Consider the following 26192-nt stretch of genomic DNA (forward strand, 5'->3'; position numbering starts at 1 on the left):
CTTTAAAATTTCGCGCTGATTGAAATAAATATTTGTTCATCATCTGCAAGTCCGTCCGTATTTTTTCCATTGGATGCACCAGGGTTTCCGCCAATTGCTTTTGCAAGCGAAGCTTTAACAGATATGTTTTCTCCCTTCGTTGCCTCAAAGCCAATTCCATATCCCTCTAGTGAATACGTGTTGTTACTTACAGATAAATTCGTTAAATCAGTGTATTGCTTAACCATTCCATAATCATAAAAAGCAATAGCTGTTAAATTATCAAAATATTTTGGTGCAATAACGTTATATTTTGCATCAATACTATATCTAAACCCTTCATCTCCTGTTGCCTCACCTACTGGATAAGCTCTAATTCCAGCTGGTCCCCCAAGTGACAATTTCTCTGAACTATCAAGGTTTTTTGAGGCAAATTGAGTAGTTCCAAATAAATGGAGATTTAAATTATCATTAATTTTTTGAATTCTTGTAATATCGATTGTAGTTTTTTCAAATGAACCATTGGTTCTAGCACCTGAACTGTCACTATTTAAACTAGATGCAACTTTTGAAAGATCTAAATCACCAAAAGTAATTGTTGGTTTGATTTGTGTATATCCACCACCATAAAAATTATCTGATTTATTCCATTCAGCGCCAAAAACAAAATTTTTAAGTTCTTTGTCACTTGTTGCTGAACCTGCAGTTTCACTGTACAAATATTTTTCAGTGTAACCTATATCAAAAAATAAACTCTCTAATGATGTTCTGTAATATGGATATCTAGCATTTAATTTAAAAGTCTCTGAATCTCCTAAAATATTACTAGATGCTAATTCTTTTCCAATTTTATAATCAAAATAGTTATAACTTGTATCTAATCTCCAGCCATCTTCTCCAATTGGAAAATTATATTTTAATTCTATACTTTCGTAATCTTCATCTGATTTTGCTAAAATCAAATCAAACTTATCTCCAGTTAAATAAGGATTGTTAAATGTAAAATTAACAGTTGCTCTATTTTTTCCAGTATATCTTGATCCATGATTATTAAATGAAGTATTGTAAGTAAGAAATTCTTGCTCTCTTATATCTAGTACAATTCTAGTTTCCCCAGTTTCATCGCCTGGTTCTAATGATGCTTTTGTTGAAACACCTGGATTATCATTAATATTTAAAATCGCTCTTTCTAATGAGCTATAAGTTAGTCCTCTTTCAAGCGCTTTATCTAAATATCCAAATATTTTATCCTCTTTTAATTTTAATCCCTGAGATAAAATTCGATAAGGTTGATCAGAATCTAGCTTTCCTTCATAGATTGAGATTAAAATTGTGTTATCTTTAACTTCTTGCTTTGGAAGGTAGGCTCTTGCAACTAATAAGCCTTGATTTTGAAAATATCTATTAACAGTATTTACTACTGATTGGATTTCTCCAAAGTTTAACTCTTTACCATTGAATTCCTTGATCAAATTTTGAAGCGTTTCAATTGGAACAAAATCAAGTTCTCCTATAAATTGAAACTTTTCTACCAAGATTTTCTGATCTCCCTCAAGAGTATCTGTGATTTTCTCCTTCTTTAGTAAGATATCTGGAATTTTGTTAGGGATTTTCTGACTTTTTTCGTAATTTTCCTTATTTCTTAGCAAATCTCCAGGTGAAGGTGCTACGGCAATAACTGAAATAACACTAAATGTAGTGTTAATTAAAATTATAATTAAAAAAACATTAAATATTTTCTTTAACACTCAATTTGCTCCCAAAACCGTTGAATTTGTTTACTCGATTAAGTGAATTATTGCTCATTATGGGTCAATTTTAAAGTAAAATTTCAATTTATGATTGATTTTTTTAAAATTTGAAAACACTATATGTTGTGTATAGTTTCAGTTGAATTACAAAATATTATATTTTTAATCTAAAAAATGAAAAAAAAAATCTCTGTAAGGTATTTTTTCAATTTTAAGGAAGATAAACGCCTAAGTATGGAAACTGTGGCTAACAATTTGTATTCAAATTTAAAAAATTACAAAAATTTCAAAGTAAGCAAGTTCATTCCTAAATTTTCAAACAAAAATTCTAAAATTATCTCTCAACCTTGGAATTTAAGGTACAATCGATACATCAATTACCCTGATCAGGTCAAAAAATTGAAAAAAACTGATATTGCCCATGTAATTGATCACCAATATGCACATTTGGTCAATCATTTGAATGCAAAATATAAAATAATTACTGTTCATGACCTTATTCCAGTAATTTTTAAGAAAAAAATTGGAAAAAACCCATTCTTAGTCAAACATTCCCTCTCCTATCTTAAAAAATTTGATAAAGTTATAGCAGTTAGTGAAAATACTAAACGAGATATAGTTAAATACACAGATTGTCCTAAAGAAAATATAGTTGTTCAACAAAATTCAATAGAAAAATTCTTCAATCAACAAAAAATTGATAAAAATAAGGTTATAAGAAAATTTAAAATACCAATAAATGGTAAAAAAATTTTAATTATTGGAACTTCTTTCTACAAAAACCATAAAATTACTCTTAAAGTTTTAGAACATTTAAAAAATTATTATAAAAATATATATTTTATTAAAATTGGAAACAAATTTGATTTTAAAATAAAAGAAAGTTTAAAAAAAAATATAATTGAACTTCCAAAATTAACTAGAAGAGAGATTAGTAAGATTTATAAAATAAATGATGTACTTTTCTTTCCCTCTGTTTATGAAGGTTTTGGATTACCGTTGCTAGAAGCGATTAATAGCGGAATACCAGTTGTTTGCTCAGATATAAAAGTATTAAAAGAAATAATAAAAACTAAAAAGTATATGGCAAGTCCATATGATCACAAAAAATTTTCTAAATTACTAGTTAATATTTTAGAAAATAAAAAAGAAAAAAGTAAATTAGTAAAATTTAATTTAAAAAATATAAAAGAATTTAGTGAAAAAAATTATTTTTTAAAATTATCTAAAATTTATAAAGAATTAATTAATTAAAATTATCAATAATTTGATTTAATTGATCCACATAGTTTTTCCAAGTATGATTTTTAGAAAAATTGATTGCATTAGTTGAAAATAATTCGAGTTGATTGGGGTTTTCAATTAAATAATCTATTTTATCAGATAAAATATTATAATCTCTGATAGGAACTACATATCCACAATCATTTTTTTTAATTAAACTCTCAATACCTGTGTTTTCAGATACAATTACAGGAAGGCCTGTCTTTAATGCCTGAGAGACAACTATACCAGAGCCGTCTTGAAGGCTAGGTAATACAAATAATTGAGATTTATTCATCAGCTCATTGATTTTACTTTGATCTAAATGACCGTAAATTATCGTATGTTGGTGATCAATCTTGTTTTCAATGAATTTAAAATCAAAAGTTTTGGTGCCAACCAAATGTAAAACTTTATTTTTAAATTTTATTTTATTAAAAGCATCAATCAGATATTCTAGACCCTTACGAACAGTTAAGCCTCCCACATAAAGGATATTGAATTGATTTTTGTCACCTTTTAACTCAGGAATTGGAAAAAAATGACTATCATTTGCAGGATAATCGATGACTTTTGTGTTAAAAAAACCTTTATTTTCAAATGTTTTTTGAGCAAATTCAGAGGGTAACAATACAAAGCTACTTTTTTGGTATTCTTCTAATTCTCTTTCCATTAATTCACTTGAGGTGTGAAATTTATAATTAAATCTATCGTACTCTTCTTTATATATCTCATGACAGAATTGTGCATGAGCACTTGCTCGTTCACAAATATAAATTTTTCCTGCTTCAACAAACTTTTGGCCAGTCGATAATCCAGTTCCCGATAAACCTAGAAATATATTACTGTCGTTAATATAATTTGAAGAGATTAAATCTAACTTTTTACAATTTATTAAAGCCAGGTAATCTAAAATTTTCTTATTAGAAAATTTGTATCTACCTAATAATTGAGTAAGGATCTGATAAAAGCCTGTGGCATGAATTTTTTCTGATTCTAAATTATATTTGTTTAATTTAAATTTTGGGTATCCAGAAATAATTTTGGTTAATGCATTTCTTAAAATTAATTCTTTAGCTAAATCAAAATAATGAAAGGTACCATGAGTACTTAATAAAAATTTTTTATTTTCCATGCAGTTTAGAGAGATAGTTTTTATAATTAAAGATAAACATGATATTAATTAAGAATAAAAAAACATTTGAAATCATAAAAATTATCATCCAATTATCAATAGAAGGAATGAAAGCTACAATAATTAATAATAATATCGAAAAAAATGTTTCAATTTTAGTAATGAATAAAAAATTATTATTAGATTTAAAAGGTATTTTTAAACCTGTTAAAACAGTAGTTAAAAAAGATTCTACTGATAATAAAAATATAAATACTAATGAAATTTGTATTTGAGGGTCAGAAATCCAATAACCATAAATTGGTTTTCCTAATAATAAACTAAATGGAATGAATAAAAAACTTACAAATAATACTGGTTTTAAAAATAACAAAACTTTTTGAATTATTTTTTGTTTATTCATATTTTTTAAGGATGTAAATTCAATTAAAGCTGGAGAATAAATAATATCATATACGTTAGATGGTAAATATGAAAACATAGTTCTTGCAGTTGTAATCAAAGCTACAATTGAAGGTGAAAAAAACTTACCAATTAATAAAATAATTAAATTTTGATTAATAACAGCGTTAATTTTTTCAAAACTATAACTAATAGACTTTTTAAAAATATCAGAACAACTTTTTAAATTAAAATATTTTAAACTAACTTTAATATTATTTTTTTCTTTTAAAAAAAAATAAAACATCACTAGAAATCTTATTATATTTGCTACAAAATAAATTAAAGCTAAATACTTAAAATCATTAAAAACAAATCCTAACAAGATTAAAAATCTTGAGTAAAATAAAAATAAAGTATTTTGGTGTATCCAATTTTTGGTATACCCCTTAAACGTTATTATCGGATAAAAATAATTAATTATGTTCTCTAATAAAAAAGATAAAAAAATAAAAATAAATATAAATTGAATTTCATTATTATTTAATCCTGTAAGACTCTCAATTTCATCAATTGAAATAAAAAAATAAAACAATAATGAGAGTAACGTATAAAAAGCGATATTGATTGAGTGAGACACAAATAAGTTTGAAACAAGCTGATTTAAGCTAATTTTTTTTGATTTTTTATAAATTTTGGTCATTTCTAACCTCACCACCTCTGTGAAATTAAAGTTTATGCCAATAAATAATGCTCCAAGTGAGAGGATCATTATCCAAATACCGTAATTTTCAGCTCCCCAAATTAATATCATTAAAGGTGGAAAAAGAATTTGAACAAATATTTTAGATACAAAATTAAAGGAATGATAACTAACATTTTCTTTAAATCTTAAATTGTTTTTTATTAAATTAAGAAAAAGTGAAAAATGCATATTTTTTTTGTTAAAACGAATATATTATTAAATACACTAAATTATTTAAAAATTAACTAAACTAAAAATAAATTGAAGAAGTATAAACTGCCCTTTTCATTGAAGATCTTAAGAGTTTTTTGGCAAATTATCTGGATATTATTCTGCAAGTTTACTCCACCAATTTTCCCTTTTAACTCATGGCGAGTATTCATCTTGAAACTATTTGGAGCTAAAATTGAATGGACTTCAAAAATTTACCCATCTGCAAAAATATTTATGCCATGGAATTTAATCATGGGAAAAAATAGTTGTTTAGGAAGAAATGTAGATTGTTATAATTATGATAAAATAACAATTCAACAAAACTCAATAATAAGTCAAAATACTTTCTTATGTACTGCAAGCCACAATTACAAATCTAAAAGCTTTGAATTAACTAGGTCCCCAATATTTATTAAGCAAAATGTTTGGGTAGCTGCATATTGCTTTGTGGGTCCTGGTGTCATGATGGATAGAGAATCGGTTTTACTAGCAAACAGCAATTTGGTTCATCATACTAAGAGAAACTCAGTTTATGCTGGTAATCCTGCTAAATTTAAAAAAAAAAGGTATTAAATTTATTCAATATTAATAATAAGTATAAAATATTAACGAATGATAAAAAATATTAAATTAATTTATACTTTGTTTTTTTTAGGCTTAATGAGTTTTTTGAATTCATGCGCTGTTTCCCCTGGTATTAGTGAAAAACCAAATATAATTAAGAATAGTTCAGTAAATCCTAATATTAATATTGTGCTTCATGATTTGGGTGAAATGGATTTTAATGAAATAAGTAATTTAAACAGTGGTATTATTAAAGATACTGATGCTGAAGTAATCAAAGATTATTATGGTTTTTATGATTACGAGTATGATTATCAACTTGGTGGAGGGGATGAAATAAATATCAATTTAACTGAAACAGATGATATTGATGGGAATTATTTAGTTGATCCTTCTGGAGATATTGATTTGCCATATGTTGGCAAGATTAATGTAAAGAATAAAGGCGCAGAGGAAGCTCAAAATTTAATCTCTAATGTTTTAAAAAAATATTATGTAAATCCTGATCTACAATTAGATATCGTAACTTTTGCTAGCAGCAAGGTATATGTAACAGGTACAGTTCGAAATCAATTAATTATTGATTTGGATGATAAACCTATGAGAATTTTAGATGCGATTATAAAAGCTAATATCAATACCACTGGAAATGACAATTTATCTAGTACATCTGGTGTTATTAGAAGAGATGGGGCAGTTTATAAAATGGATTTAAAAAATGCAATCACTGGAATAGATGAGAGAAAAAACTTTTTTCTTAAAAAAGATGATGTGATTTTTATTGATCGTAATCCAGACTCAATACTTGTCTTTGGGGAAGCAAATATTCAAGGATCTTTCTTTCCTTATGCGGGGTATAATTTAACTCAAGTTTTGTCTGATAGTGGAATAAATAATTTGACCGCAGATGCAAAAGAAATATTTGTGATCCGAGAAAATTATGAGGAAGAACTAACTATCGATGTTTATAAAATTAATGTTAAAAACCCGGTGAACTTAGTTGCAGGTAAATATTTTAATTTAGAAGCAAAAGATATCGTTTATATACCTGCGTCTGACATAGTTAAATGGAATAGAGTAATTAGTTTATTATTACCTCAAACAGATTTATTTAAATCATATAATCCAATCATTCAAAATGGGCTAGACGCTAATAGTGTCAATGTTCAGTAGAAAGTTTACAAATATTTTTTTAAACTAAAAGAAACTAAACTTGCAAATAAAAATTGATTGCTTGGAATATTTAGTGAGAAATCAAAAAATCCATTAAACAAAAATATTATTAACAGAGGTATGAGCAAAACATAAGCATTATTGGTTTTGTTTTTAAATGTGTGTATACCTTTAATTATAATGTTAACAAAAATTAATAAAAAAATTAAAAAACCAAAAATTCCTATCTCCCCTAATAATTCTACAAAATCAGAATGAGCATGATTAGCGTATACATTTTGGATATTTTCAAATAATAAAAAGAAGGCAGGTTCAAAAGAACCAGCTCCATATCCAAAATAAGGAAAACTCTTAAAAAAATTTAAACTTAATAAAATTAAATTAATTCGAGATAAATTATTTGTAATTTCAATTTGTCCAGAGATAGAATTTTGATTTTCAATATTAGAGAGTAATTCATAGTTAAAAAAATCAAACCTAGAAATTAACTCATTACCTCCAAAATAAAGACCCATAACTAAAATATCAAATAGGATTAGAACAATAAAAAATAAAGAAAACTGATTTAAAAAATTTTTCTGATTTTTTAAAGTTAAAATGAAATAAAATAATATTGAAAAAAGCAAATATAAATTACCTAATCTTGAAAAAGTTGAAATTATACCAATTGATATAAACAAGATGAATATTCTTACATAGACGACATTGAAATCATTTTCTGTAGGAATAATTTTTTTGTAATTAAAAAATAAATAATTTAGACTTATTAAAAAAGTTAAAACTAAAAAAAAAGCAAAATTAGTTCGATTAATAAAAAAACCTGTTGCAGAATTCGAATAATACATTGTCTCTTTGAATAGAAATTCAGGATTTCCTATAAGCAACCAAAAAACTGCAAAAAAAGCATGAATAAAGCCAATTATTGAAAAGTAGAAAAAATACCTATTGGTGTGTTTTTTTTTATAAAAAATTAAATTAGTTAAAACGACTATGAAAAAAATATTTAAGTAACTAATAATTTCATGAATAGAAAAGTAAACGTTTAAAGTTACTGGATTATATTTTTTTAAATTAATTCCATAATAAAAATTGTATGAGTTTTCTGAAATAAGATTTAAAAAATTATTAGGAAGTGGAATAATTTGAAATATTAAATAAAGAATAAATACAACAAATAAAACAAATATTTTTTTGTTTGTTTTTATAGAATAAATAAAATTTTTTTTATATTTTTTATCTAAAATTAAGAAAATAAAAAAAAATAACAAAATTACAAAATTAATTTTAATTAATAAGAATGAATTTGATGCGTTGAAAATTGTTGTAAAAAAAATAAAAAAACAAAATATTATTTGATAAGTTTTATTTAATGAAAATTGACTAGTCTTAATTTGGTGAAACATTATCTAAGTCAAATCTTTTTTTTGGTACGATAACATAAGCTGATTGTAATTTATTATTTTTTAGAAGTCCTGATGACAATTTATTATTAAACAAACTATCTAAAACTTCATCTGCTTCACTATTTGAACTAAATATTTGTGCTTTATTTACTTTTGCTGCTTCAAAAATATTACTTAAATTACTAACAACATTTTCTTCTAATGTGAAAAAATTATTCTCTTCTTTAATATGAGTATCAATTATTGATCTAACTAAAATTTCTGATGTATTAACGTCAGATTTTTCAATAACATTTTTTGCTAACTCTATTTTTTTATCATCTATTTTTGAAAACCCTGAAGAAAAAATATTTTCAGCAAATTTTACTTTGTTATTTATTATATTTAAATCCTCTGATTTTTTCCATTCATCTAACTCTAATGACTGTTCTGTTAGTTTAAATGAAATTACTTCTTTATCCTTTTTATCTAGGTTATTTATATTTTGAATAATATTATTTGATATATCTTCACTTGATTTAAGAATTGCAGTACTTAATGCCACTAAACTATTTTTGGTGTAATTATCCTTTGAAATTTTTTTTTCAACTGATTTTTTATTAATATTCAAGTCATAATTTACTTCATTGATTGATTGTTTAATTAATTTTTCTTTTTCAGTTTTATTTATTATTGATAAAAATTCAGAATTAATTTCTGATGCAAAATAGATTACATTGGTTGCTAATGAATTTGAATTATTGTTGTCTATAGACGTATTTGATATTTGTTTGACAATATTATTACAGAGTCTTTCCTCTGACTCATTTAAAATTGAGGCTAATAAATAAGCATTATCATTAGTTTCTCTGGTATCGTCGTAAATATTTGGAATTGTGTCTTCAAATAGCTGGGTAACATCCTTTAACTGTTGGTTATTTAAATTTTTCAAACTACCGTTATTTTTTGCATCTTTTTCAATTATTTTGAGTATTACATTTGCTTTAATCGAAGTTAATGTGTCTGATAGCTCTTGAAATAAAAGAATTTTATTATCAAGACTTTCTTCTTCTAATCCTAATGTCAATCTTTTAATTAAATTATCATTTATATCTAGTAAATTAGACGACTTTGTAATTTCATATTCTTTTAAATTTCTTTCAATTAAAGAAATTTGACTTTTGATCTCTTCCTCATTGATAGCACTGATTGCATTAGATTGTATATTAACAATTAGCGTAAATAAAAAAATAATAAGAAGCTTATAATGATTAAAAATATTTAGCATTAATAGCTTCAAATTAATTCGATTTTTTAGAAAGATAAACTTTTTATTCAGAAAAAATTTTATTTATTTCTTGATCTAAATAATTATCATTTACTTCTAAATTTCTAGTTACTTTAGGTGTATATTCTTTTTTTATTGAAATATTATCTGAATTCACAACTTTTACTTCTTTTGAATTTTCTTCAGCTAATTCTTTTTCATTATTCATTGAATTGTTTTCAAAAATATTTTCAACATTATCATTATCTAAAAGTGTATCACCAAGAATATTGACTTGTTGATAAAGTTTGTTTTTCAAATTTTCAAAATTTTGAATTTGAGATGACATAATTTCTATTTTTCTATTTTGGCTTGTAATAAGATTTGACAATCTAATATTCTCATCTTGATAATGTTTGATTTTTAACTCAAGTTCTTCTGTTATATTTTTTTGTTCTTGATTTATTTTTTGAGATGAATTTTGTTTGTCAATTTCATTTTTTAGTTCTTGATTTTCTTTTTTATAAAAGTCCAATTGACTTTCTAAATCTATAATTTCTTCTGATCTTAAGTCAACTTCAGGTTGTTCTTTTAATTGCTTAGTTTCATCAACTCTATCGTTTTCAAATAATGTTGTTTTTAAGTTTACAACGTTGCTTACTTTTTCATTATTTTTAGTTAGTTTATTAATCTTATTTCTTAATTTCTTAATTTTTCTCTTATATTTATTTTTAACTTTAATGACATCTTGAGAGTCTTTATCATCTGCTTCATGAATTTTACTTAACTCATTTTGCATCTCTTTTATTTTTAAATTCAATTGATTAAGTTTTTCATCACCTTCATTCATATTAAACACAATTTTTTTACTATTAATATTCTCGCTCGAACTAACTTTATATCTTTTAATCTTTCTTTTCAATCTTCCAAGTTTTCTCTTTAATTTCTTTTTTAAAAACTTGTTATCATTATTTATAATTTCTTTATTTCTTTCTGGTGTTATTTTTATATCTAAATTAATTTGCTTTTTTATTGGCTCATTAAATATTTTTACATTCTGATCTTGCAGATTATTTTTTTCAATTTTTAGTTCTGGAGTATTTGAGATAAATTGATTTGGATAAATTCTAGATTTAATTTTTTGAAATTTTAAAAAAAGCTCTCTCTTAAAGTTTCTTTTTTTAAAATCCTCAAATTTAGGGTTTTCTAAAAAATTATTTTTTATAAATCGAATCATCTTTTAGAAAATATTATTTCAATCTATAGTTGTCAATTGAACTAAGCTAATCGACTTTATATTTGAGAATAGCATAAATAGTTTTGAACATTATCTTTAAATCCAATCCTATTGACCAATTTTTTAAATACCAAATATCGTATTCTAATCTTTTTTTCATTAATTCATCATCTGGTGTTGCTCCTCTATAACCGTGTATTTGTGCCCACCCTGTTATCCCTGGATTACATTTATGTCTTGTTAAAAAATTTTTAATTATATTCGAATATTTTTTGCTATGCTCAATCATATGAGGTCTTGGACCCACTAAAGACATGTCTCCTCTTAACACATTGTAGATTTGAGGAAGCTCATCAATGCTTAATCTTCTAAGAAATTTGCCAAAAAAAAGTAATCTTTTGTCTCCTGCTTGAACTTGTATAGATTTATCAAATTTTTCTTTCTTTAAAGTTCTAAGTTTAAAAATACTAAACTTTCTTCCATCCCAACCTGTTCTTTTTTGCTTAAATATAATTGGAAACCCGTCTTCAGCAAGAATTAACAAAATAGAAATCAAAATGATTGGTGAGGTTATTAATAATATTAAAATAGCAAATACCTTATCAATTAAAAACTTTACAAGCAAAGGTGCTCCTGTAAACCTAGAATTATTTATAGAATAAAAAATATAATTATTTTTTTTATCTGATGTTGAGGTGATATTAAATTTTTCAATATAATAATTTATATTTTCTTTATTATTAATTCCTGAGAATATTTTTATATCGAAAGGTAATTTTAATAATTCTTCTAGCTTCGAATCCTCTTGTTTGTTATCAATTTCAAGCCAGATTTGACCAATATGATGATAATTTAATATTTCATAAATATTATCACCAAATTTAAAATTAGGTATTTTTAACTCATTAAAATAATTTTCAATATTAGAATCTGTAATTATGCAACATTTTATGAGAGATTTTTTTTTTTTATTTTTATAACTTTCAACAAATTTTTTAACTGTAGCAAAATTTGCAATAATCAAAATATTTCTTTGGATAACATTATTGATTATTAAATATTTATATATCTGGTTATTTAAAGCTTTTAATAAGAATAAATTTAATAAAGAAAAAATAAAAGAGTTTAAAAACCATATGTAGCTAATTTTCTGATTATTTAAAAAAAAAAATATTACAAATAAAACAAAATAGATTGTTGAAAAAAATTTAATATCCCTTTTGATAAAATAATAAAATGTTTTTACATAATTTTTTCTATTCCGAATTAGTAAATAAGATAACAAATAAAGTACAAAAACACATAATACAAAATAAAAATATTGTGATTTTACAAAGTAAGAAAAATAAAAAAGTTCTAATAAAGTATTTTCTGATAAAATTGTTGATGTATATAAAGCAAAAAAAGCAATTATAGCTTGAGACAAAAAACTATAAAAAACAAATATTTCGTCATCTTTTTGAAATAATTTTTCAAGATTTAGCATAGTAAAAAATTATTCTAATATGGTTTTTCCTCACCTGAATAATAATATGGTTGCTGATAGTAATAACCGTAATAACTATTTTTAGATATATCTAGATCATTTAAAATAAATGCATTTACATTTCTGTTTATATTTTTAAGTTTTTTAATCCCAGACATTAAAGATAAAACACCAGTAACATTAGATCTAGTGACGTAAAATATATAGTCGCTTGCTTGTGCCAGAACCAAGGTGTCAGAAACTGGTAATATTGGTGCACTATCTACAATTACATAATCATATTTTTTATTAAGAACATCTAAAAATTTTTTAAATTTAGCTACATTAACTATATCAGATAGATCGCTTCTTCTTTTTCCTGAGCTAATAAATTCTAATTTAGTTCCAGGAACTTTTTGTATTGTATCTGAAAAAGAAACTTCATTAGTCAAAATTTCACTAAGACCTTTATGATTTTCATCAAACTCATAGTAACTTGCGGCAACAGAAGGTTTTCTAATATCAGCCTCAATTAATAAAACTTTATAATTTTTTTGTAAAGATAAAGCTAAATTAAATGCTACTGTTGTTTTACCCTCAGATGGGCTGCTTGAAGTTACTAAATAACTTTTATTAGTTTTAAATTTAGACTCCATTACAGTTCGAGCATTTCTTACAGCTTCTGCAAAAGCAGATTCATTATCTTCCAAAAACATTTGCATCACATGAAAACCTTTACGTGAAATATTTACTTTGGGTAAATTTGCCAAAACTAATGTGTCAAACATATCTAATGAGGTTGGATCTTTTACAGTTGAGCTATTTAAATCTCTATAAAATAAATAAAAATAAACTCCTATCGCAGAAAATAAAAATGCTAAAATAGTATTTTTCTTAATATTTGGAGAAACTGGTGTATTTGAAGCAATAGGATCTTCTATTATTTTTACATTTGAAATTTGTAAATTTTGAGCTTCATTTGTTTCTTTTACTCTTTGTAAAAAAGTTTCATAAAGTTTTCGGCTACTAGAAACTTCTCTAGAAAACTTTAACATTCCAGATTCTTTTTCTTCCAAATCTCTAAGCTCTTTTGTTGCGTTAGTTAACGATTTTTTATTTATATCTATTGAATTTTTTAAATTTGTTAATTCAAAAGTTTTTTTATCAATATTATCATTAATTATTTTTACCAATTGGGCCTCATAAGAAGCTATTGTTTGTAATGCTTTTTTTACTTTAGGGTGTTCATTGGTATACAACAATCTTAATGACTCAAGATTATTTCTAGAACCCATTAAACTTTCATAAATATTTTTTATTTCTGGTCTAACCATTAAGTCTTGTATGGAAGTCAATTGATTGACATCACCTTTCGCTAATTTAATTGCAAGAAGATCAGATTGATATTGATTTACTTTGTCCTGAAGTTCTAAGATAGTATCAGACAAATTTTCTATTTGTTTAATTTTTAATTCTTTAACATCTCCAGTATCTACTAAATTATTTTCCTCTTTATATTTTGCTAAATTTTTTTCAGCACTTTCCATTTGTTTTGTAAGTTCTTTAAGTCTATCTGAAATTTTTTCATTAGCATAAGAAGTGATTACTATCTTAGAGTCTATTTCATATCTTTGATAAGATTTGATAATATTTTGAAGTGCTAATTTTGATATTTTAGGACTAGCTGAAATAAAAGTTAATTCTAAAACATCACTTCGAGGAATATTATTTACTGAAAAATTTGATTTTAAATAACCTCTAAGGCCTTCCTTGCTGATATCTTCTTTTTTTACAAAAAGTCTTTTAATTAAACTCGGCTCAAGGCCTCTAAAAAGTTCTTGAAATTCTGAAAGAATAATTTTGTCATTAACAATATAATCAACCACATCATCACTATTTAAAATTGCAATTTGATTATTAATTCTACTAGCTTGATTATCTAAAGAATAAACTTCCTCAATATTTACAATTTTTTGACTTTCATCAGCCTCTATTACTATTGTTGCATAACTTCTGTATTTTTTTTCAATGTTTAATGAAATTAATAATACTAATAAAGATATTAAAAATGATATGAAAAATATCGGTTTTAAATATTTTAAAAAAACAATCCAATAATATTTAATTTCTAAACCTTCTGCTATTTTAGATAAGGTGCTGAATAATGTTTTTTCCATTAAAAATTTATTATGAGTAATTATTTAAACAATCATTTAATATGTAATATATATTTATACACTAAGTCATATTTACATTTAAAAATGATGAAAAAATCAAAAAAATTGTGTGATATCACTGCTATAATCATTACCTATAATGAAGACAAGCATATAAAAAGGTGTCTTGATTCGTTGATTGGTAAAGTCAAAAAAATTTTTATTTTAGACAGTTTTTCAACCGATAAAACAATAAGCATTATTAAATCAAAAAAAATAGAATTTATAAAAAAGAAATTTAAAAACCATTCAGATCAATTAAATTCAGCAATCAAACTTAGTAATTCAAAAACAAAATGGTTAATGAGAATAGATGCAGATGAATTTGTAGAAAAAAATTTTTTTAAAAAATTAGACCAAAGTTTAAAAAATTTACCAAATAATATTAATGGTATAAATGTTACAAGAAGATATTTTTTTAATGAAAAAGAAATTAAGTATGGTGGAGTTTTCCCTCAAAAAAAATTAAGAATTTGGAAAAATGGAAAAGGAATTTGTGAAAATACACTTTTTGATGAAGAAATTATTTGCGAGCCTAAAATAATAAATCTAAATATTTCCTTATTTGATCACAATAAAAGAAAATTTAATTTTTGGAAAAAAAAACATAAAGAGTACGCAATTAAAGAAGCTATAAGATTTAAATTTGAAAAAAATTTAAATAATAAAAAATTTTCCAAAGAACAAATGAAAATTAAGGTTATTAGAAAAAAAATATATTACAGATTTCCAATTTTTGTCAGGCCAATTTTTTTATTCTTTTATAGATTTATTTTTAATTTAGGTTTTTTAGATGGCATAAATGGTCTTAGATTTTGTTTCTGGCAAACTTTATGGTTTAGAATGTTGGTAGATATAAACATTCTTAAAATATCATTTTTATTTAATAGTGGTAAATATAATAGAAACAATATTTTTAAAAAATTAATTGATGACGTCTAAAATTAATGTTGCCAGTATAATTGACAGCGTAAAATTAAAAGATGGGGGACCATCTCATAGTTTAGCCGATATGGCTAAGTCAAATTTTAACAATAATATCAAACATGACATCATACATTTGGGTAAAAATAGTAGGTACAAATATAGCAAAAATATAAAATATATTGGCTTAAATAATCGATTTTTTAAATATGGATTAAGTATAAAATTAATTTTTTGGTTAATTAAAAACAGAAAAAAATATCATAAATTTTTTATTCATGGCTTGTGGCAATTTCAAACTTTAATTGCTAGGATAATTCTAAAAAAAAAATATCATGTTTTTACACATGGAATGCTGGATCCATATTTTGGTAAAGAAAAAACTAAAACCTTAAAGAAAAAAATATATTGGTTTTTATTCGAAAGAGGTAATTTAATTAAATCTAATTCTGTACTTGTAAATTCAGATGAAGAAATAAATCATTTAAAAAAAACGTTTGTAGATACTGATGGTATTAAAATTAAAAAAGTTAATTATGGAATAATAAAACCAAAATTCAATTTAAGTAAATTTAAATTATTGAAAAAACATCCATATCTTAAAGAACAAAAATATATTCTATTTATAGGAAGAATAGATCCAAAAAAAGGTTTAGATCTTTTAATTAATGCGTTTTCAAAAATAAAAATAAAAAAAAATTACTGCTTAGTTCTATCAGGGCCTATTCATAATAAAAAATACAAAGAAAAAATTGATAAATTAATTCAATCAAACAAATTGAAAAATAAAATTTTTTTTACTGGGTTTGTTCAGGGAAATGATAAATGGAATCTTCTAAAATTTTCAGAATTTACTATTTTACCATCTTATGGTGAAAATTTTGGAGTTTCGGTAGTTGAAAGTCTTTCAGTAGGTAAACCAGTAATTATTTCAAACAAAGTAGGAATTTCTAAAATAATTAAAAAATTCTCTTGCGGTCTAGTGCATCAATTAAATGTAAATTCATTAAAAAGAAGTATTGAAAGCTTATTATCAATTTCATATGAAAAAAAAAATAAATTATCAAAACAAGCCCTAATTTGTTTTGACAAAAACTATAATTTAAAAATAAACAATTCTTTCAGTATATGGATCAAAAATAACTTATGAAAATTATATATATTCTTAGTCATCCAATACAATACCAAACTCCTTTGATAAAGTATTTGGTAAAAAAAAAAATTGACATTACGGTTGCTTATAAAAGTTTGCATACCACAGGTAAATTTTACGATAAAAATTTTAAAAAAAAAATATTATGGGATCAAAATTTAATAAAAAACTACAACTATTTCAAAATTAATAAATATAATTTCTCATTTTTATTTAATCCAGAAACAAAATTTATTTGGTTACATGGTACAAAAAATTTTTATAATTTTTTAGTAATTATTCTTGCTTCAATTATAGGAAAAAAAGTATTGATTAGAGAAGAAAGTAATAAATATAGTAAAAATAGAAACAAAATTAATATATTTTTAAATAAAATTTATTACAATTTTATTGATCTTTTTATTGATTATTATCTAGCTATTGGAAAGCTTAATAAAGAGTACTATTTATCAAAAAATATTAAACAAAGTAAAATTGTTAGGGTTCCATATGTAGTAAACAATGAATTTTTTTTTAATAAGATAAATAAAATTAAAAAAAATATTAATTTTTTATTTGTAGGAAAAATTAATTCATTAAAAGGTATAGATGTCCTGTATGAAGCAATAGTCAAAATTGCACCAAAAACAAACGTTTTTTTTGATATTATTGGTAGTGGTGAACTTTTAAAAATTTATAAAAACAAAATTAAAATAAAAAAAATAAACTTTGTAAAATTTCATGGTTTTATAAATCAAAATAAATTAAAAAAATTTTATAAGAAATCTGACATATTAATTGTTCCTTCAAAAATTGAACCATGGGGTCTAGTTGTGAATGAGGCTATGTGCTCAGGAAATGCTATTATTGCATCAAATATGGTTGGATGTGCTGCAGATCTTATCGTTAAAAATAAAAATGGTTATTTGTTTAAATCCAAAAACTCTGACGATCTTTATGCTAAGATGTTATATTACATAAATAATAAAAAAAAATTGCAAGCTCATAAAAAATACAGTCAGAAAATAATTTCCAAATATAATTTTGAAAGTTGTTTTAAATCTTTAAAGAAAATTATAAACTAAAAATGAAAATTTTATTTTTAGGTGATGATAACAAAATTGGTTATTCGTATTATCAATATAAAATTTTAAAAAAAAATTATAAAAATATTAAGAAAATAAATATAAAAACCATTAATTTTTGTTGTGTTTTAATCAATAAAATTAATTGGCACTTTAATTTCAAAGTATTTGATTTGTTAATTTTATACTTTTTAAAGAAAAATATTAAGCAAAATTATGATTTAATTTATATTAATAATGAAAACCTATTAGGAAAAAAAAGTATTTCTTATTTAAAAAAAAAATCGAAAAAAATTATTTATTTTTGTACTGACAATCCATTTAAAAATAATGATGGAAAAAGATGGTATTTAATAAAAGATAATTTTCATTTATTTGATTTAGTAATTTTTATGCAGAAAAATAGATTAGCTGATAGCATCAAATTTAAAATTAAAAATAAAATCTGGATACCACCAACAATTAAAATTGATGAATTTAAAAAATTAAGAAAAAAAAAAATAATCAAAAAAAATGAAATTATTATTGTATCAACTTTCAGAAATGAAAGAGAGAAATTGGTAGAAAAGTTTTTACAAAATAAATTCAAAATTCAAGTTTATGGAGATCATTGGGAGAGATCCAGATTATACACAACAAATAAAAATATCTTCTACCCCAAGATTGAAAATGATAAAAAATACGTAGAAACTCTTAAATCAGGCAATATTTCAATCTGTTTACCATCAATTGAAAATAATGATGATATCACACATCGGTCATTAGAAATTCCATTAATTGGTACACTTTTATTAGCAAAAAAAACAAAAACTCACTTAGAATTTTTTAAAAATAATTTTGAAGCAATTTTTTTTGAAAATTTAAATGACTGTATCAAAAAATGTCATCAAATATTAGCAGATAACAAAAAGCTAAATTTTATTAGTTCTAATGGAACCAAAAAAGTTAATTCAATTTTAAATAATATTTCCTTTGAAAAAAATATTAAAAAAATTTTATCGAATCTTTTTTAAGACCATAAAAAATGATTTGTATAAAATAAATAATATTAATAAAGATTGAGGAATATCTCTAACTAGTAAAGCAGTTAAATCTGAAATACTTCCTTGAGAGATTGAGTTTACAATACCTCCTCCAGTTGAGTAAAAAAACAAAAATAGCAAAATTGAAAATTTTTTTTCATTTCGATTGTAAAAAGCATCTAAAAATAAGAAACAAACAATAAGTATAACAGTTGTCATAATTATAATTAAAAAATCTTGATAGATATAAACTATTGGATATATCAATCCGTTACTTTTTGATCCCCCAAAAGATCTATCAGCCTCGATAAAAATTTTTGACGTCATTGTGTAGTTTAAATATCTTCCTTTATCAAAAGTATTACTAAATATTTTGATTATTGGATTTGGCAATATGGATATTGTTTGGTTTTTTTCGTATGAAATTAAATTATTGATTTGCTGGGTATTTAAAAAATTTTTTGCATAAATAACATTATCTGTTGCTTTAATAATATTCATTCGATTCAATAATTGAATTTTGTAATAATTTTCATTAAAAATATTTACTGAACTGAAGTATTCATATTCTCTATTTGCATTTCCATCTAAAAAACTTGAAAAATGATTTTTAACATTTTGGATTGGGTTTGTTTTGTCTCTCAATTCTCTTGACTCTATGTAAGTTTGAGAAAATCTATCAATCAAACTAGTTGAAATGACTAATAAGATAAAAATGAAAAATATTTTATTAAGTCTTAAAACTTTAATTTCAAAAAAGCCTATAAAGTAATAAAAAACATATATTAATAATCCTACAAAAGCTAAATCAAAAAAAGCTGATCTTGAATTTAACCCTAAAGATAAATAAAAAATAAGTACACCACTTGCAAAAACTAAAAAATAATCTTTTCTCGAAAAGTCAAAATTATAAAAATTATTTGAAAATAAAACTATGAAACCGCTTATATAAAAAATATTTATTCCATTAATTAAATCACCCAATAAATTTGGTGAACCTTGATTTTGCACATAAATAAAGCTGCCAAAAAAAGTAAAAGAAATACTTGCAAAAAAAACACTGGTAATTCCAAGATATATGAAAAATTTTTTTACTTCATTTTTATTTTGTTCATTTATATTTATGAAATTTAATATCTTAAAAATTTTAATTTTAAATTTCTCTAGAATTTTAATTTTTTTATAAAAAAAATGACTTAATAGGATGAATATATTAAATAATAGAAGTATAAAAAAAGTTTTATTAGGCTGATATAAATTTACAGTTAAGTCTTCTAACAAAATACTCTTAAAAAAAAGAGCTCCACCATTTGCATAAATATTAAAAAAAATAATTGCAAAAATAGAAATAGGATAGTTAATAATATTGTTTTGATTTAAACAATATCTTAAAATTAATAAATTAGACAAAAATAAAAATAATATTGAAAATACATTTTCATAATTTTCTAATATTATTAATTGAATTAAACATGAGAAAATTAAAAAAATAAAAGTTAAACTTTTAATTTTATTTAAATTTGTTTCTAAAAAACCTATTGAGCTTGTATGATTCATTTAAATAGCTTAAAATAAAGCATATTTTATTAGAACGGCTTATTCTATAATAATTTTATTTTTAAAAAAAATAGGAACAAAACCGAGGGCATACAGGTATCTTTTCAAAAAAATTTTAGGGTTATAAATAATTCTAACAAACCATCCTAAATAAATTTTATCATAAAATTTATTAATTGGTGCCTGTATACCTGTCAAAAATGAAAGTGCAGCACCTGTACATAATATAGTTTGTTTACTTTTTAAATTTTGTTTCATGTAATGAGCTAAAATTTCTTGTTTCGTTCCACCTATATTAATTATAATAAAATTTGGTCTAACCTTATTAACTAATTTTAAAAGCTTCTTATCAGTAATTTTTTTAGATTTATAAATTGGTGCGATATAACTATAAAATTTTGTAATACCTTTTTTTTCAAAGTATTTTTTGTTTTCAATCGAAATTATTTTATTTGGATCGATTGAAAGAATTTTTTTTTTATTATTTTTTTTTAAATATAGGAAAAATAAATTTAGAAACTTAAAACCAGAAAATTTATTTACACTAATATTTCTAAAAATTTTTAACATAATGACAAATAAGCCACTATCAAAAAAAACAAAATCTGCCTCTTGTAAAGATTTATAATAATATTTAGATCTTTCAATTTCTACTAATGCTGGAGCAGCTGGAAATACAAAATTTCCTTTTTTATTAATTATTTTATTAAATTTTTTTTGATTAAAGTTTGTGAATTTAATCTTTTTAAAGATAATATTCTTAATCATAATCTAAATTATCACAAATTTTTTTAAAAATTATTAAAATATCTATTAAATATTAGTTTTTTGAATTAAAGACGCACTATTGTTTGTTGGTTTATTAACATCTTTTGATACTTGATAAAAAACTAAATTAGGTATTTTTCGATCATTTAAAAATTGTGAACCTTGTAATTCTAAATTTAAATATCTATTAACATCAGTCTGATTAAGAATAACAGGTTGTCTATTATGAATTTCCTTAATATTTTCTTTTGCTTCTTCAGTAATTAAACAAAACTGATCTTCTTCAAAAATCCCAGCAAAATAAATAGTATTGGTATCTTCACGGGTAAAGTAATGAGGAGTTTTTTCTTTCTCTTCCCTCTTCCATTCATAAAATCCATCCGCAACAGCGACACATCGATTGTTTTTAATCAATTTTTTAAATGAAACTTTTTCATCAATAGTTTCTAATCTTGCGTTAATCAGAGCTTTAAAATCTTTATTTTTAGCCCAACTTGGAACTAAGCCCCATCTTAAAGCTTCTAAGGTGTTTCCATTTTTATATTTTTTTATAACTGGAAGTTTTTGATAAGGATGCGCGTTATAGTTTTCATCGTCCTCAACCTGAATTGCAGATTTAACTAATGAACTAGTTTTAGTTACTGCATTTTTAATTACGTATCTTCCACACATAATATTAATAATATTTTGGTTTTACAAAAAAGTCATTACGATCCATTGTCGTAAGCTCAATGTTTAATTTTTTTTGATTTCTCTCTATATCAAATTGTAATTTAGTCCCTGGGCCACCATAAGACCAAACTATTTTATAAAAATCTTCGATGTTGTTAATTTTTTCATTATTTACTGCTAAAATTGTATCATTTACATTAAATCCAGCTTTAGCAGCAGGACCGTTGTTGTTTACTCTTGTGATTTTAACTTGTCCAGTATTGTCACTTGAAGTTAAACCCATATAAGGTTTGATATTTTTAGTTCTTCTGCCATTTTGAATTAAATCATCTAAAATTGGTTTTAAATCATTGATTGGCACAAACATATTACCAGGAGAATTTATTCCTGTTGCTGCTGCATCTCCTACATACAAAGAACCTATTCCTAAAACTTCACCATATTCATTAATTAAAGCAGAACCTGCAAAAGAACTATTAGCTGGATAAGTATAAATTGGTTTATCTAAAAAATATTCCCACCAGCCAGCAAAAGATCGCCTTGAAACCATTTTAACTGCTGAAGGTCTTCCTTCTGTTAAATAAGGTAATACATATAGAAAATCTTCTTTAGTTAATTGATCAGAATCTCCAATTTTAAGAGGTGTTAGATCTGATTGAATAATAGTTCTTAAGATACCAAAGCCCGTTGTATGATCATATCCAATAAGCTCACCTGGAAATTTTTTACCATCCGGTAATGTTATTGTAATTATTTCAGCCTCAACAACAATATAACCAATTGTTAATATGTGTTTATCATCAATAACCACCCCATTCCCTCCTCTAACTGTTCCTAAAGATTGAGCAGTTCTTGCTACAGGGGGGATAATACTATCAATTTTAACAACTGATTTATAAATATTTAAAATATCTTCTTGATTAGTTAATTTTTTAGCCTCAGAAGATAAATTATTTGTAGAAATTAATAATATCCAAAAAATAATAAATATTTTTTTCACTAAATTGATTGTTGTTTAATTATTTCCTTAAGTTGTTTAATCATAACATCTGGTGTTTTCATTGATGGATAAATTTCTTGAGCTTCCTCATAACTACGAATTGCTTTTTCATAATTCTTTAATTTTATATTTACCAGTCCTTGGCCAGCTAAAGCACCAAAATGTCTTGGTTCTAATTCTAAGACTTTATCAATATCGTCTTGTGATTTTTGATATTCTCCCAACATATAAAGAACAGTTGCTCTTTTATTCCAAGCCTCAGCCCAATTTTCATCAAGTTTAATTACTTCAGTAAAAATTTCCCTTGCTCTGTTAGGTTGTTGGTTTCTAACAAACATAGAACCTTCTTCTAAACGTGCAGTCAGTTTCTCATCTGTCGGATGAGTACTCCATAAAGACCAAATTTCTTGTTCAACAATAGCTGCAACCTTTGATTTATTAACTTTTAGCTCGTTAAACAATTGATTTAATCTAACGTCTCTTTCATTTGCAATAGAACTAGTTAAAAATAAAAAATAAATTAAAAAAAGTAAAAGTGCTCTCCTCATGATTAAATATTATCAAATAAGAGAATTAGAGTCTTTGAACTTATGTATTTTGATTAATTTTTTTACAACTATAAAAAGAAATGTCCTTTTCTTTGTCTTCTAGTTTAATATTTTTAGTAATTTCATGAATAAGTTCGCCCGTTTTAATTGTTAAAACAGCAGATTCTGAATAATTTCTTTCTTGATCAAATGCTTGGATTAAAACAATGTCTCTATTTGAAATTTTCACCTCTAATTCAATTTTATCAATAAAATTAGATAAATTTCTAACATTTAAAACATTTGGAATTTTAGTCTCAATAAATAATTTAGTAATATCGTTTCTGTTCACTTCATCTTTAGAGAATGTTTCAAAATTATGATCAGGGTTTTTTAAAATTACTTTTTCAAACTTACAATTAAGATTTAAATTTGAATTTATAGTAATGTTTGTGTTTTGAGCACTCGCATACCCAAAATAAAACAATAAAATTAATAAAGTTTTAAATATTATTCGCAGTTTTTCTAACATCTTCTAAGAACTCTTGTCTTTTTGAGTCACTTACAAATGGTACTGCAAAATACCTTCTATAGGTAATGTTATATATGCCACACATGTGAAACACTCCTCTTTTTAATCTTCTAATAGGTAAATTTAAAAAAAATGTGGTAATAGCTAGTCTTGGTGAGCCATATGTACAAAAAATTACTGCTTTCTTTTTTCTCAAATTACCAATTGGATAGCCATAGTTTCCAACGAGTTGCTTAAATCTAAATGCCCATGGCGGTGCCAATACTTTATCAATCCATCCTTCAACAATTGCTGGCATTCTAAAGTTCCAAATAGGCGCAACTAATACAATAGTATCACACTCTTCTATTCTTTTTCGATGATCTAAAACTTCAGCACCTGGTTCTTCTCCAGCAAAAACTGGATCAAATTTTTCTTTATATAAATCTACAACATCAACTTTGTTACCTTTTAATTCAGAGTGTTTTATGAACTCATTTTTAATTGCTGCATTAAATGAATTGTCATTATAATGACCATAAACTAGGAAAATTTTTTTCATGCTTTCTAATTAACAAAAAAAATCAAAAAAACTATAAGATTATTTTTTATTCCAAGGTTTTGTACTTACTATTGTTAATTATATAGACAAATAAAATAGGTAAAATTAGCGTCAGTAAAGTTACAACAATTAACAATATCCCAAGTTCTGAATAATCAGCGGTAGTTTGGATTTCACCTGAAACTTTATCTTTTACCTCTCTGGTAACTGTAAAAATTTGATTTAAATATTTTGTCCCTAAAGCACTTGCTGAAAGAGCTAAATTTGTAAAAGAAGCAAAAACTGCAAAAAAAGTTGCTTTAAGATGTGAGGGAGCATTTTTAGCAATCCAGGCTAATAAAGGGATCATTGATACCTGTCCTAATGGAGACTCAAGGGCTGTATTAAGTATTGCTATAAATTTAGCATCAACTACCCCTCCAGTTAATGAGGCAGTCCAATTATGAAATCCATAATACATACCAACACTTGGTAAAAATAAAATTGCACCAGCTATACTTAATACAACAATAATTTTTGCAATTGAGTTATTAGCCATAAATGGTCTCAATAAGACAATTCCAGCCAATGTTAAAATTGAGGCCAATAAAGATAAAATTGAAAAAAATTGTTCATTAAAACCAAGTTCATCAATTTCAAACCACGTCAGACCAGGACCTGGGCCAGGCATTGCTCGAAATATAAATATAATTACTGCAGTCCCAACAATTGTTAACCTTAAGTTCTCTGGCAACTCTTTGATAAGTTTAAACATCAAAAATAAAATTATGACAACTGAACCAATAAAAACGATCTCTTGTGCAAAAGGAACTTTGAAGGATCCTATAGATAAAGTGAAAATAACAAATATTAAACTTCCCCCAAGGATCCACCAATTAATATTAGTTTTCTCAGATCCTCTTTCCTCTTTAAGCTCAAGTCCTTTAGATTTTAAATTTTGAATTTTTTTATTCCTTAAATATTTTGCTAAAAATACACCTAAGATTGAAACAACTGGAATAACTAATGCATATAAATAAATTTTACCGTATAGAGCAATTTTAGCATTTTGTTCTAGGCTATCTACATCTCTAAACAAAATTACATTCACCAACGCAACTAAAACTGTACCTCCAATAATTGCAAAACGACCAAGAGTTTGCATTGTTGTATGCATAATTTTTACTTGATGTTTATTGTAATCATTTCCACTCTCATCAGTTAGTGGCACAGCTTCAACAGTCATGGCGTCAGCAACGACATCTTGAATTACATAACCAACAGGTGCTAAAATTACACTAATCACAAACCAAGTCTCAACTGTGAAAATTTCAGACATGTCTTCTGTATGAATGATAAGCCCATACATAATCAGTAAACTTAAGGCAATTAAAGAAGCACCAAAGTAAACCATGTAATTTTTTCTATCCCATATAAGATCAACTAAATGACCTAAAGGCATTTTTAATGCCCATGGAATTCCAGCCCAAAAACCAAGTCCAGCTAAAAATGCTGCAGATAAATTTAAATAATCTTTAACAAAAAAAGTTCCAACTATCCCAGTTAATCCAGAAATACCAGCTGCAACATAAACCATCAACGGCGGTAAATAAGTCCATTTAAATTGTCGGCCCAAATCTAAAAAAGTACTGTCTAAAAATTTTAAAACTTTATTCATAAAA

Annotated in this window: 23 protein-coding genes; 7 read left to right on the plus strand and 16 right to left on the minus strand. The window is 24.2% G+C overall.

What is annotated here, in order from left to right; translation table 11 throughout:
- Nucleotides 1-2: 2 nt before the first annotated feature.
- On the minus strand, nucleotides 3-1727 hold the full coding sequence (locus ACTTBN_RS03155) for a ShlB/FhaC/HecB family hemolysin secretion/activation protein (protein ID WP_440680942.1): 1725 nt from the start codon (nucleotides 1725-1727) through the stop codon (nucleotides 3-5).
- A 177-nt stretch (nucleotides 1728-1904) separates the two neighbouring features.
- Here ACTTBN_RS03155 and ACTTBN_RS03160 point away from each other — a divergent pair, with 177 nt between their 5' ends.
- A complete protein-coding gene (locus ACTTBN_RS03160; protein ID WP_440680943.1) occupies nucleotides 1905-2984 on the plus strand; it encodes a glycosyltransferase family 4 protein in 1080 nt (359 codons plus the stop codon).
- Here ACTTBN_RS03160 and ACTTBN_RS03165 read toward each other — a convergent pair.
- The gene (locus ACTTBN_RS03165) at nucleotides 2977-4128 is read right to left on the minus strand and encodes a glycosyltransferase family 4 protein (RefSeq protein WP_440680945.1); all 1152 of its coding nucleotides are present in this window, start codon (nucleotides 4126-4128) and stop codon (nucleotides 2977-2979) included. The genes ACTTBN_RS03160 and ACTTBN_RS03165 overlap by 8 nt on opposite strands.
- Nucleotides 4118-5443 (minus strand): hypothetical protein, encoded by a 1326-nt coding sequence (locus ACTTBN_RS03170; protein WP_440680947.1) that lies wholly within the window; start codon nucleotides 5441-5443, stop codon nucleotides 4118-4120. The genes ACTTBN_RS03165 and ACTTBN_RS03170 overlap by 11 nt, the downstream gene beginning before the upstream one ends.
- A 195-nt stretch (nucleotides 5444-5638) precedes the next feature.
- Here ACTTBN_RS03170 and ACTTBN_RS03175 point away from each other — a divergent pair, with 195 nt between their 5' ends.
- Both ACTTBN_RS03175 and ACTTBN_RS03180 read left to right on the plus strand, forming a co-directional pair.
- The gene (locus ACTTBN_RS03175; protein WP_440680948.1) at nucleotides 5639-6040 is read left to right on the plus strand and encodes a putative colanic acid biosynthesis acetyltransferase; all 402 of its coding nucleotides are present in this window, start codon (nucleotides 5639-5641) and stop codon (nucleotides 6038-6040) included.
- A gap of 87 nt (nucleotides 6041-6127) precedes the next feature.
- Entirely contained in the window at nucleotides 6128-7204 is a 1077-nt protein-coding gene (locus tag ACTTBN_RS03180; RefSeq protein ID WP_440680950.1) for a polysaccharide biosynthesis/export family protein, read from the plus strand.
- A gap of 5 nt (nucleotides 7205-7209) precedes the next feature.
- Here ACTTBN_RS03180 and ACTTBN_RS03185 read toward each other — a convergent pair whose 3' ends face one another.
- The 5 genes from ACTTBN_RS03185 to ACTTBN_RS03205 are packed head-to-tail and all read right to left on the minus strand — an operon-like array spanning nucleotide 7210 to nucleotide 14732.
- On the minus strand, nucleotides 7210-8607 hold the full coding sequence (locus tag ACTTBN_RS03185) for an O-antigen ligase family protein (protein ID WP_440680952.1): 1398 nt from the start codon (nucleotides 8605-8607) through the stop codon (nucleotides 7210-7212).
- Nucleotides 8591-9874 carry a hypothetical protein gene (locus tag ACTTBN_RS03190; RefSeq protein WP_440680954.1) on the minus strand — a complete coding sequence of 428 codons (1284 nt, stop codon included), beginning with the start codon at nucleotides 9872-9874 and terminating at the stop codon, nucleotides 8591-8593. The genes ACTTBN_RS03185 and ACTTBN_RS03190 overlap by 17 nt, the downstream gene beginning before the upstream one ends.
- 43 nt (nucleotides 9875-9917) lie before the next feature.
- The gene (locus ACTTBN_RS03195; protein ID WP_440680955.1) at nucleotides 9918-11090 is read right to left on the minus strand and encodes a hypothetical protein; all 1173 of its coding nucleotides are present in this window, start codon (nucleotides 11088-11090) and stop codon (nucleotides 9918-9920) included.
- Nucleotides 11091-11136: 46 nt separating this feature from the next.
- On the minus strand, nucleotides 11137-12576 hold the full coding sequence (locus ACTTBN_RS03200; RefSeq protein ID WP_440680956.1) for an exopolysaccharide biosynthesis polyprenyl glycosylphosphotransferase: 1440 nt from the start codon (nucleotides 12574-12576) through the stop codon (nucleotides 11137-11139).
- Between the two features lie 14 nt (nucleotides 12577-12590).
- Nucleotides 12591-14732: a GumC family protein gene (locus ACTTBN_RS03205; protein ID WP_440680957.1), complete on the minus strand. Its 2142-nt coding sequence runs from the start codon at nucleotides 14730-14732 to the stop codon at nucleotides 12591-12593.
- An 84-nt stretch (nucleotides 14733-14816) separates the two neighbouring features.
- On the opposite strand from ACTTBN_RS03205, the gene ACTTBN_RS03210 reads away from it, so the two are divergent.
- Genes ACTTBN_RS03210 through ACTTBN_RS03225 form a run of 4 tightly spaced genes read left to right on the plus strand, consistent with a single transcriptional unit; the run spans nucleotide 14817 to nucleotide 18925 of the window.
- Nucleotides 14817-15713 (plus strand): glycosyltransferase family 2 protein, encoded by an 897-nt coding sequence (locus tag ACTTBN_RS03210; RefSeq protein ID WP_440680958.1) that lies wholly within the window; start codon nucleotides 14817-14819, stop codon nucleotides 15711-15713.
- Nucleotides 15703-16845 carry a glycosyltransferase gene (locus ACTTBN_RS03215; protein ID WP_440680959.1) on the plus strand — a complete coding sequence of 381 codons (1143 nt, stop codon included), beginning with the start codon at nucleotides 15703-15705 and terminating at the stop codon, nucleotides 16843-16845. Before ACTTBN_RS03210 ends, ACTTBN_RS03215 begins: the two co-directional genes overlap by 11 nt.
- Entirely contained in the window at nucleotides 16842-17912 is a 1071-nt protein-coding gene (locus ACTTBN_RS03220) for a glycosyltransferase family 4 protein (RefSeq protein WP_440680961.1), read from the plus strand. Before ACTTBN_RS03215 ends, ACTTBN_RS03220 begins: the two co-directional genes overlap by 4 nt.
- Before the next feature lie 2 nt (nucleotides 17913-17914).
- Nucleotides 17915-18925: a glycosyltransferase family protein gene (locus tag ACTTBN_RS03225; RefSeq protein ID WP_440680962.1), complete on the plus strand. Its 1011-nt coding sequence runs from the start codon at nucleotides 17915-17917 to the stop codon at nucleotides 18923-18925.
- Here the strand turns inward: ACTTBN_RS03225 and ACTTBN_RS03230 are convergent.
- From ACTTBN_RS03230 to ACTTBN_RS03265, 8 genes are read right to left on the minus strand one after another with little or no spacing between them, the layout of a single operon-like run.
- On the minus strand, nucleotides 18908-20491 hold the full coding sequence (locus ACTTBN_RS03230; protein ID WP_440680963.1) for a hypothetical protein: 1584 nt from the start codon (nucleotides 20489-20491) through the stop codon (nucleotides 18908-18910). The two genes, ACTTBN_RS03225 and ACTTBN_RS03230, sit on opposite strands and share 18 nt — an antisense overlap.
- A gap of 39 nt (nucleotides 20492-20530) precedes the next feature.
- Nucleotides 20531-21259, minus strand: a complete 729-nt coding sequence (locus tag ACTTBN_RS03235; protein WP_440680964.1) for a WecB/TagA/CpsF family glycosyltransferase — start codon at nucleotides 21257-21259, stop codon at nucleotides 20531-20533.
- A 45-nt stretch (nucleotides 21260-21304) separates the two neighbouring features.
- The gene (locus ACTTBN_RS03240; RefSeq protein WP_440680965.1) at nucleotides 21305-21931 is read right to left on the minus strand and encodes an SOS response-associated peptidase; all 627 of its coding nucleotides are present in this window, start codon (nucleotides 21929-21931) and stop codon (nucleotides 21305-21307) included.
- A gap of 4 nt (nucleotides 21932-21935) precedes the next feature.
- Nucleotides 21936-22931 (minus strand): S1C family serine protease, encoded by a 996-nt coding sequence (locus ACTTBN_RS03245; RefSeq protein ID WP_440680966.1) that lies wholly within the window; start codon nucleotides 22929-22931, stop codon nucleotides 21936-21938.
- Nucleotides 22931-23479 carry a tetratricopeptide repeat protein gene (locus ACTTBN_RS03250; protein WP_440680967.1) on the minus strand — a complete coding sequence of 183 codons (549 nt, stop codon included), beginning with the start codon at nucleotides 23477-23479 and terminating at the stop codon, nucleotides 22931-22933. Before ACTTBN_RS03250 ends, ACTTBN_RS03245 begins: the two co-directional genes overlap by 1 nt.
- A gap of 40 nt (nucleotides 23480-23519) precedes the next feature.
- Nucleotides 23520-23990 carry a hypothetical protein gene (locus tag ACTTBN_RS03255; protein ID WP_440680968.1) on the minus strand — a complete coding sequence of 157 codons (471 nt, stop codon included), beginning with the start codon at nucleotides 23988-23990 and terminating at the stop codon, nucleotides 23520-23522.
- Nucleotides 23962-24531, minus strand: a complete 570-nt coding sequence (locus ACTTBN_RS03260) for an NAD(P)H-dependent oxidoreductase (RefSeq protein ID WP_440680970.1) — start codon at nucleotides 24529-24531, stop codon at nucleotides 23962-23964. The genes ACTTBN_RS03255 and ACTTBN_RS03260 overlap by 29 nt, the downstream gene beginning before the upstream one ends.
- Nucleotides 24532-24577: 46 nt before the next feature.
- Nucleotides 24578-26188 (minus strand): hypothetical protein, encoded by a 1611-nt coding sequence (locus tag ACTTBN_RS03265; protein ID WP_440680971.1) that lies wholly within the window; start codon nucleotides 26186-26188, stop codon nucleotides 24578-24580.
- Nucleotides 26189-26192: the final 4 nt, after the last annotated feature.

The sequence above is a fragment of the Candidatus Pelagibacter sp. HIMB1623 genome (assembly GCF_052047695.1).
Lineage (GTDB): Bacteria > Pseudomonadota > Alphaproteobacteria > Pelagibacterales > Pelagibacteraceae > Pelagibacter.

What these genes read in the sequence shown, in the direction of transcription:
- ACTTBN_RS03160 (WP_440680943.1), top strand. Translation starts at nt 1,905, where the DNA reads ATGAAAAAAAAAATCTCTGTAAGGTATTTTTTCAATTTTAAGGAAGAT.
- ACTTBN_RS03165 (WP_440680945.1), bottom strand. Translation starts at nt 4,128, where the DNA reads ATGGAAAATAAAAAATTTTTATTAAGTACTCATGGTACCTTTCATTAT.
- ACTTBN_RS03170 (WP_440680947.1), bottom strand. Translation starts at nt 5,443, where the DNA reads ATGCATTTTTCACTTTTTCTTAATTTAATAAAAAACAATTTAAGATTT.
- ACTTBN_RS03180 (WP_440680950.1), top strand. Translation starts at nt 6,128, where the DNA reads ATGAGTTTTTTGAATTCATGCGCTGTTTCCCCTGGTATTAGTGAAAAA.
- ACTTBN_RS03185 (WP_440680952.1), bottom strand. Translation starts at nt 8,607, where the DNA reads ATGTTTCACCAAATTAAGACTAGTCAATTTTCATTAAATAAAACTTAT.
- ACTTBN_RS03190 (WP_440680954.1), bottom strand. Translation starts at nt 9,874, where the DNA reads ATGCTAAATATTTTTAATCATTATAAGCTTCTTATTATTTTTTTATTT.
- ACTTBN_RS03195 (WP_440680955.1), bottom strand. Translation starts at nt 11,090, where the DNA reads ATGATTCGATTTATAAAAAATAATTTTTTAGAAAACCCTAAATTTGAG.
- ACTTBN_RS03200 (WP_440680956.1), bottom strand. Translation starts at nt 12,576, where the DNA reads ATGCTAAATCTTGAAAAATTATTTCAAAAAGATGACGAAATATTTGTT.
- ACTTBN_RS03205 (WP_440680957.1), bottom strand. Translation starts at nt 14,732, where the DNA reads ATGGAAAAAACATTATTCAGCACCTTATCTAAAATAGCAGAAGGTTTA.
- ACTTBN_RS03210 (WP_440680958.1), top strand. Translation starts at nt 14,817, where the DNA reads ATGATGAAAAAATCAAAAAAATTGTGTGATATCACTGCTATAATCATT.
- ACTTBN_RS03215 (WP_440680959.1), top strand. Translation starts at nt 15,703, where the DNA reads ATGACGTCTAAAATTAATGTTGCCAGTATAATTGACAGCGTAAAATTA.
- ACTTBN_RS03220 (WP_440680961.1), top strand. Translation starts at nt 16,842, where the DNA reads ATGAAAATTATATATATTCTTAGTCATCCAATACAATACCAAACTCCT.
- ACTTBN_RS03225 (WP_440680962.1), top strand. Translation starts at nt 17,915, where the DNA reads ATGAAAATTTTATTTTTAGGTGATGATAACAAAATTGGTTATTCGTAT.
- ACTTBN_RS03230 (WP_440680963.1), bottom strand. Translation starts at nt 20,491, where the DNA reads ATGAATCATACAAGCTCAATAGGTTTTTTAGAAACAAATTTAAATAAA.
- ACTTBN_RS03235 (WP_440680964.1), bottom strand. Translation starts at nt 21,259, where the DNA reads ATGATTAAGAATATTATCTTTAAAAAGATTAAATTCACAAACTTTAAT.
- ACTTBN_RS03240 (WP_440680965.1), bottom strand. Translation starts at nt 21,931, where the DNA reads ATGTGTGGAAGATACGTAATTAAAAATGCAGTAACTAAAACTAGTTCA.
- ACTTBN_RS03250 (WP_440680967.1), bottom strand. Translation starts at nt 23,479, where the DNA reads ATGAGGAGAGCACTTTTACTTTTTTTAATTTATTTTTTATTTTTAACT.
- ACTTBN_RS03255 (WP_440680968.1), bottom strand. Translation starts at nt 23,990, where the DNA reads ATGTTAGAAAAACTGCGAATAATATTTAAAACTTTATTAATTTTATTG.
- ACTTBN_RS03260 (WP_440680970.1), bottom strand. Translation starts at nt 24,531, where the DNA reads ATGAAAAAAATTTTCCTAGTTTATGGTCATTATAATGACAATTCATTT.
- ACTTBN_RS03265 (WP_440680971.1), bottom strand. Translation starts at nt 26,188, where the DNA reads ATGAATAAAGTTTTAAAATTTTTAGACAGTACTTTTTTAGATTTGGGC.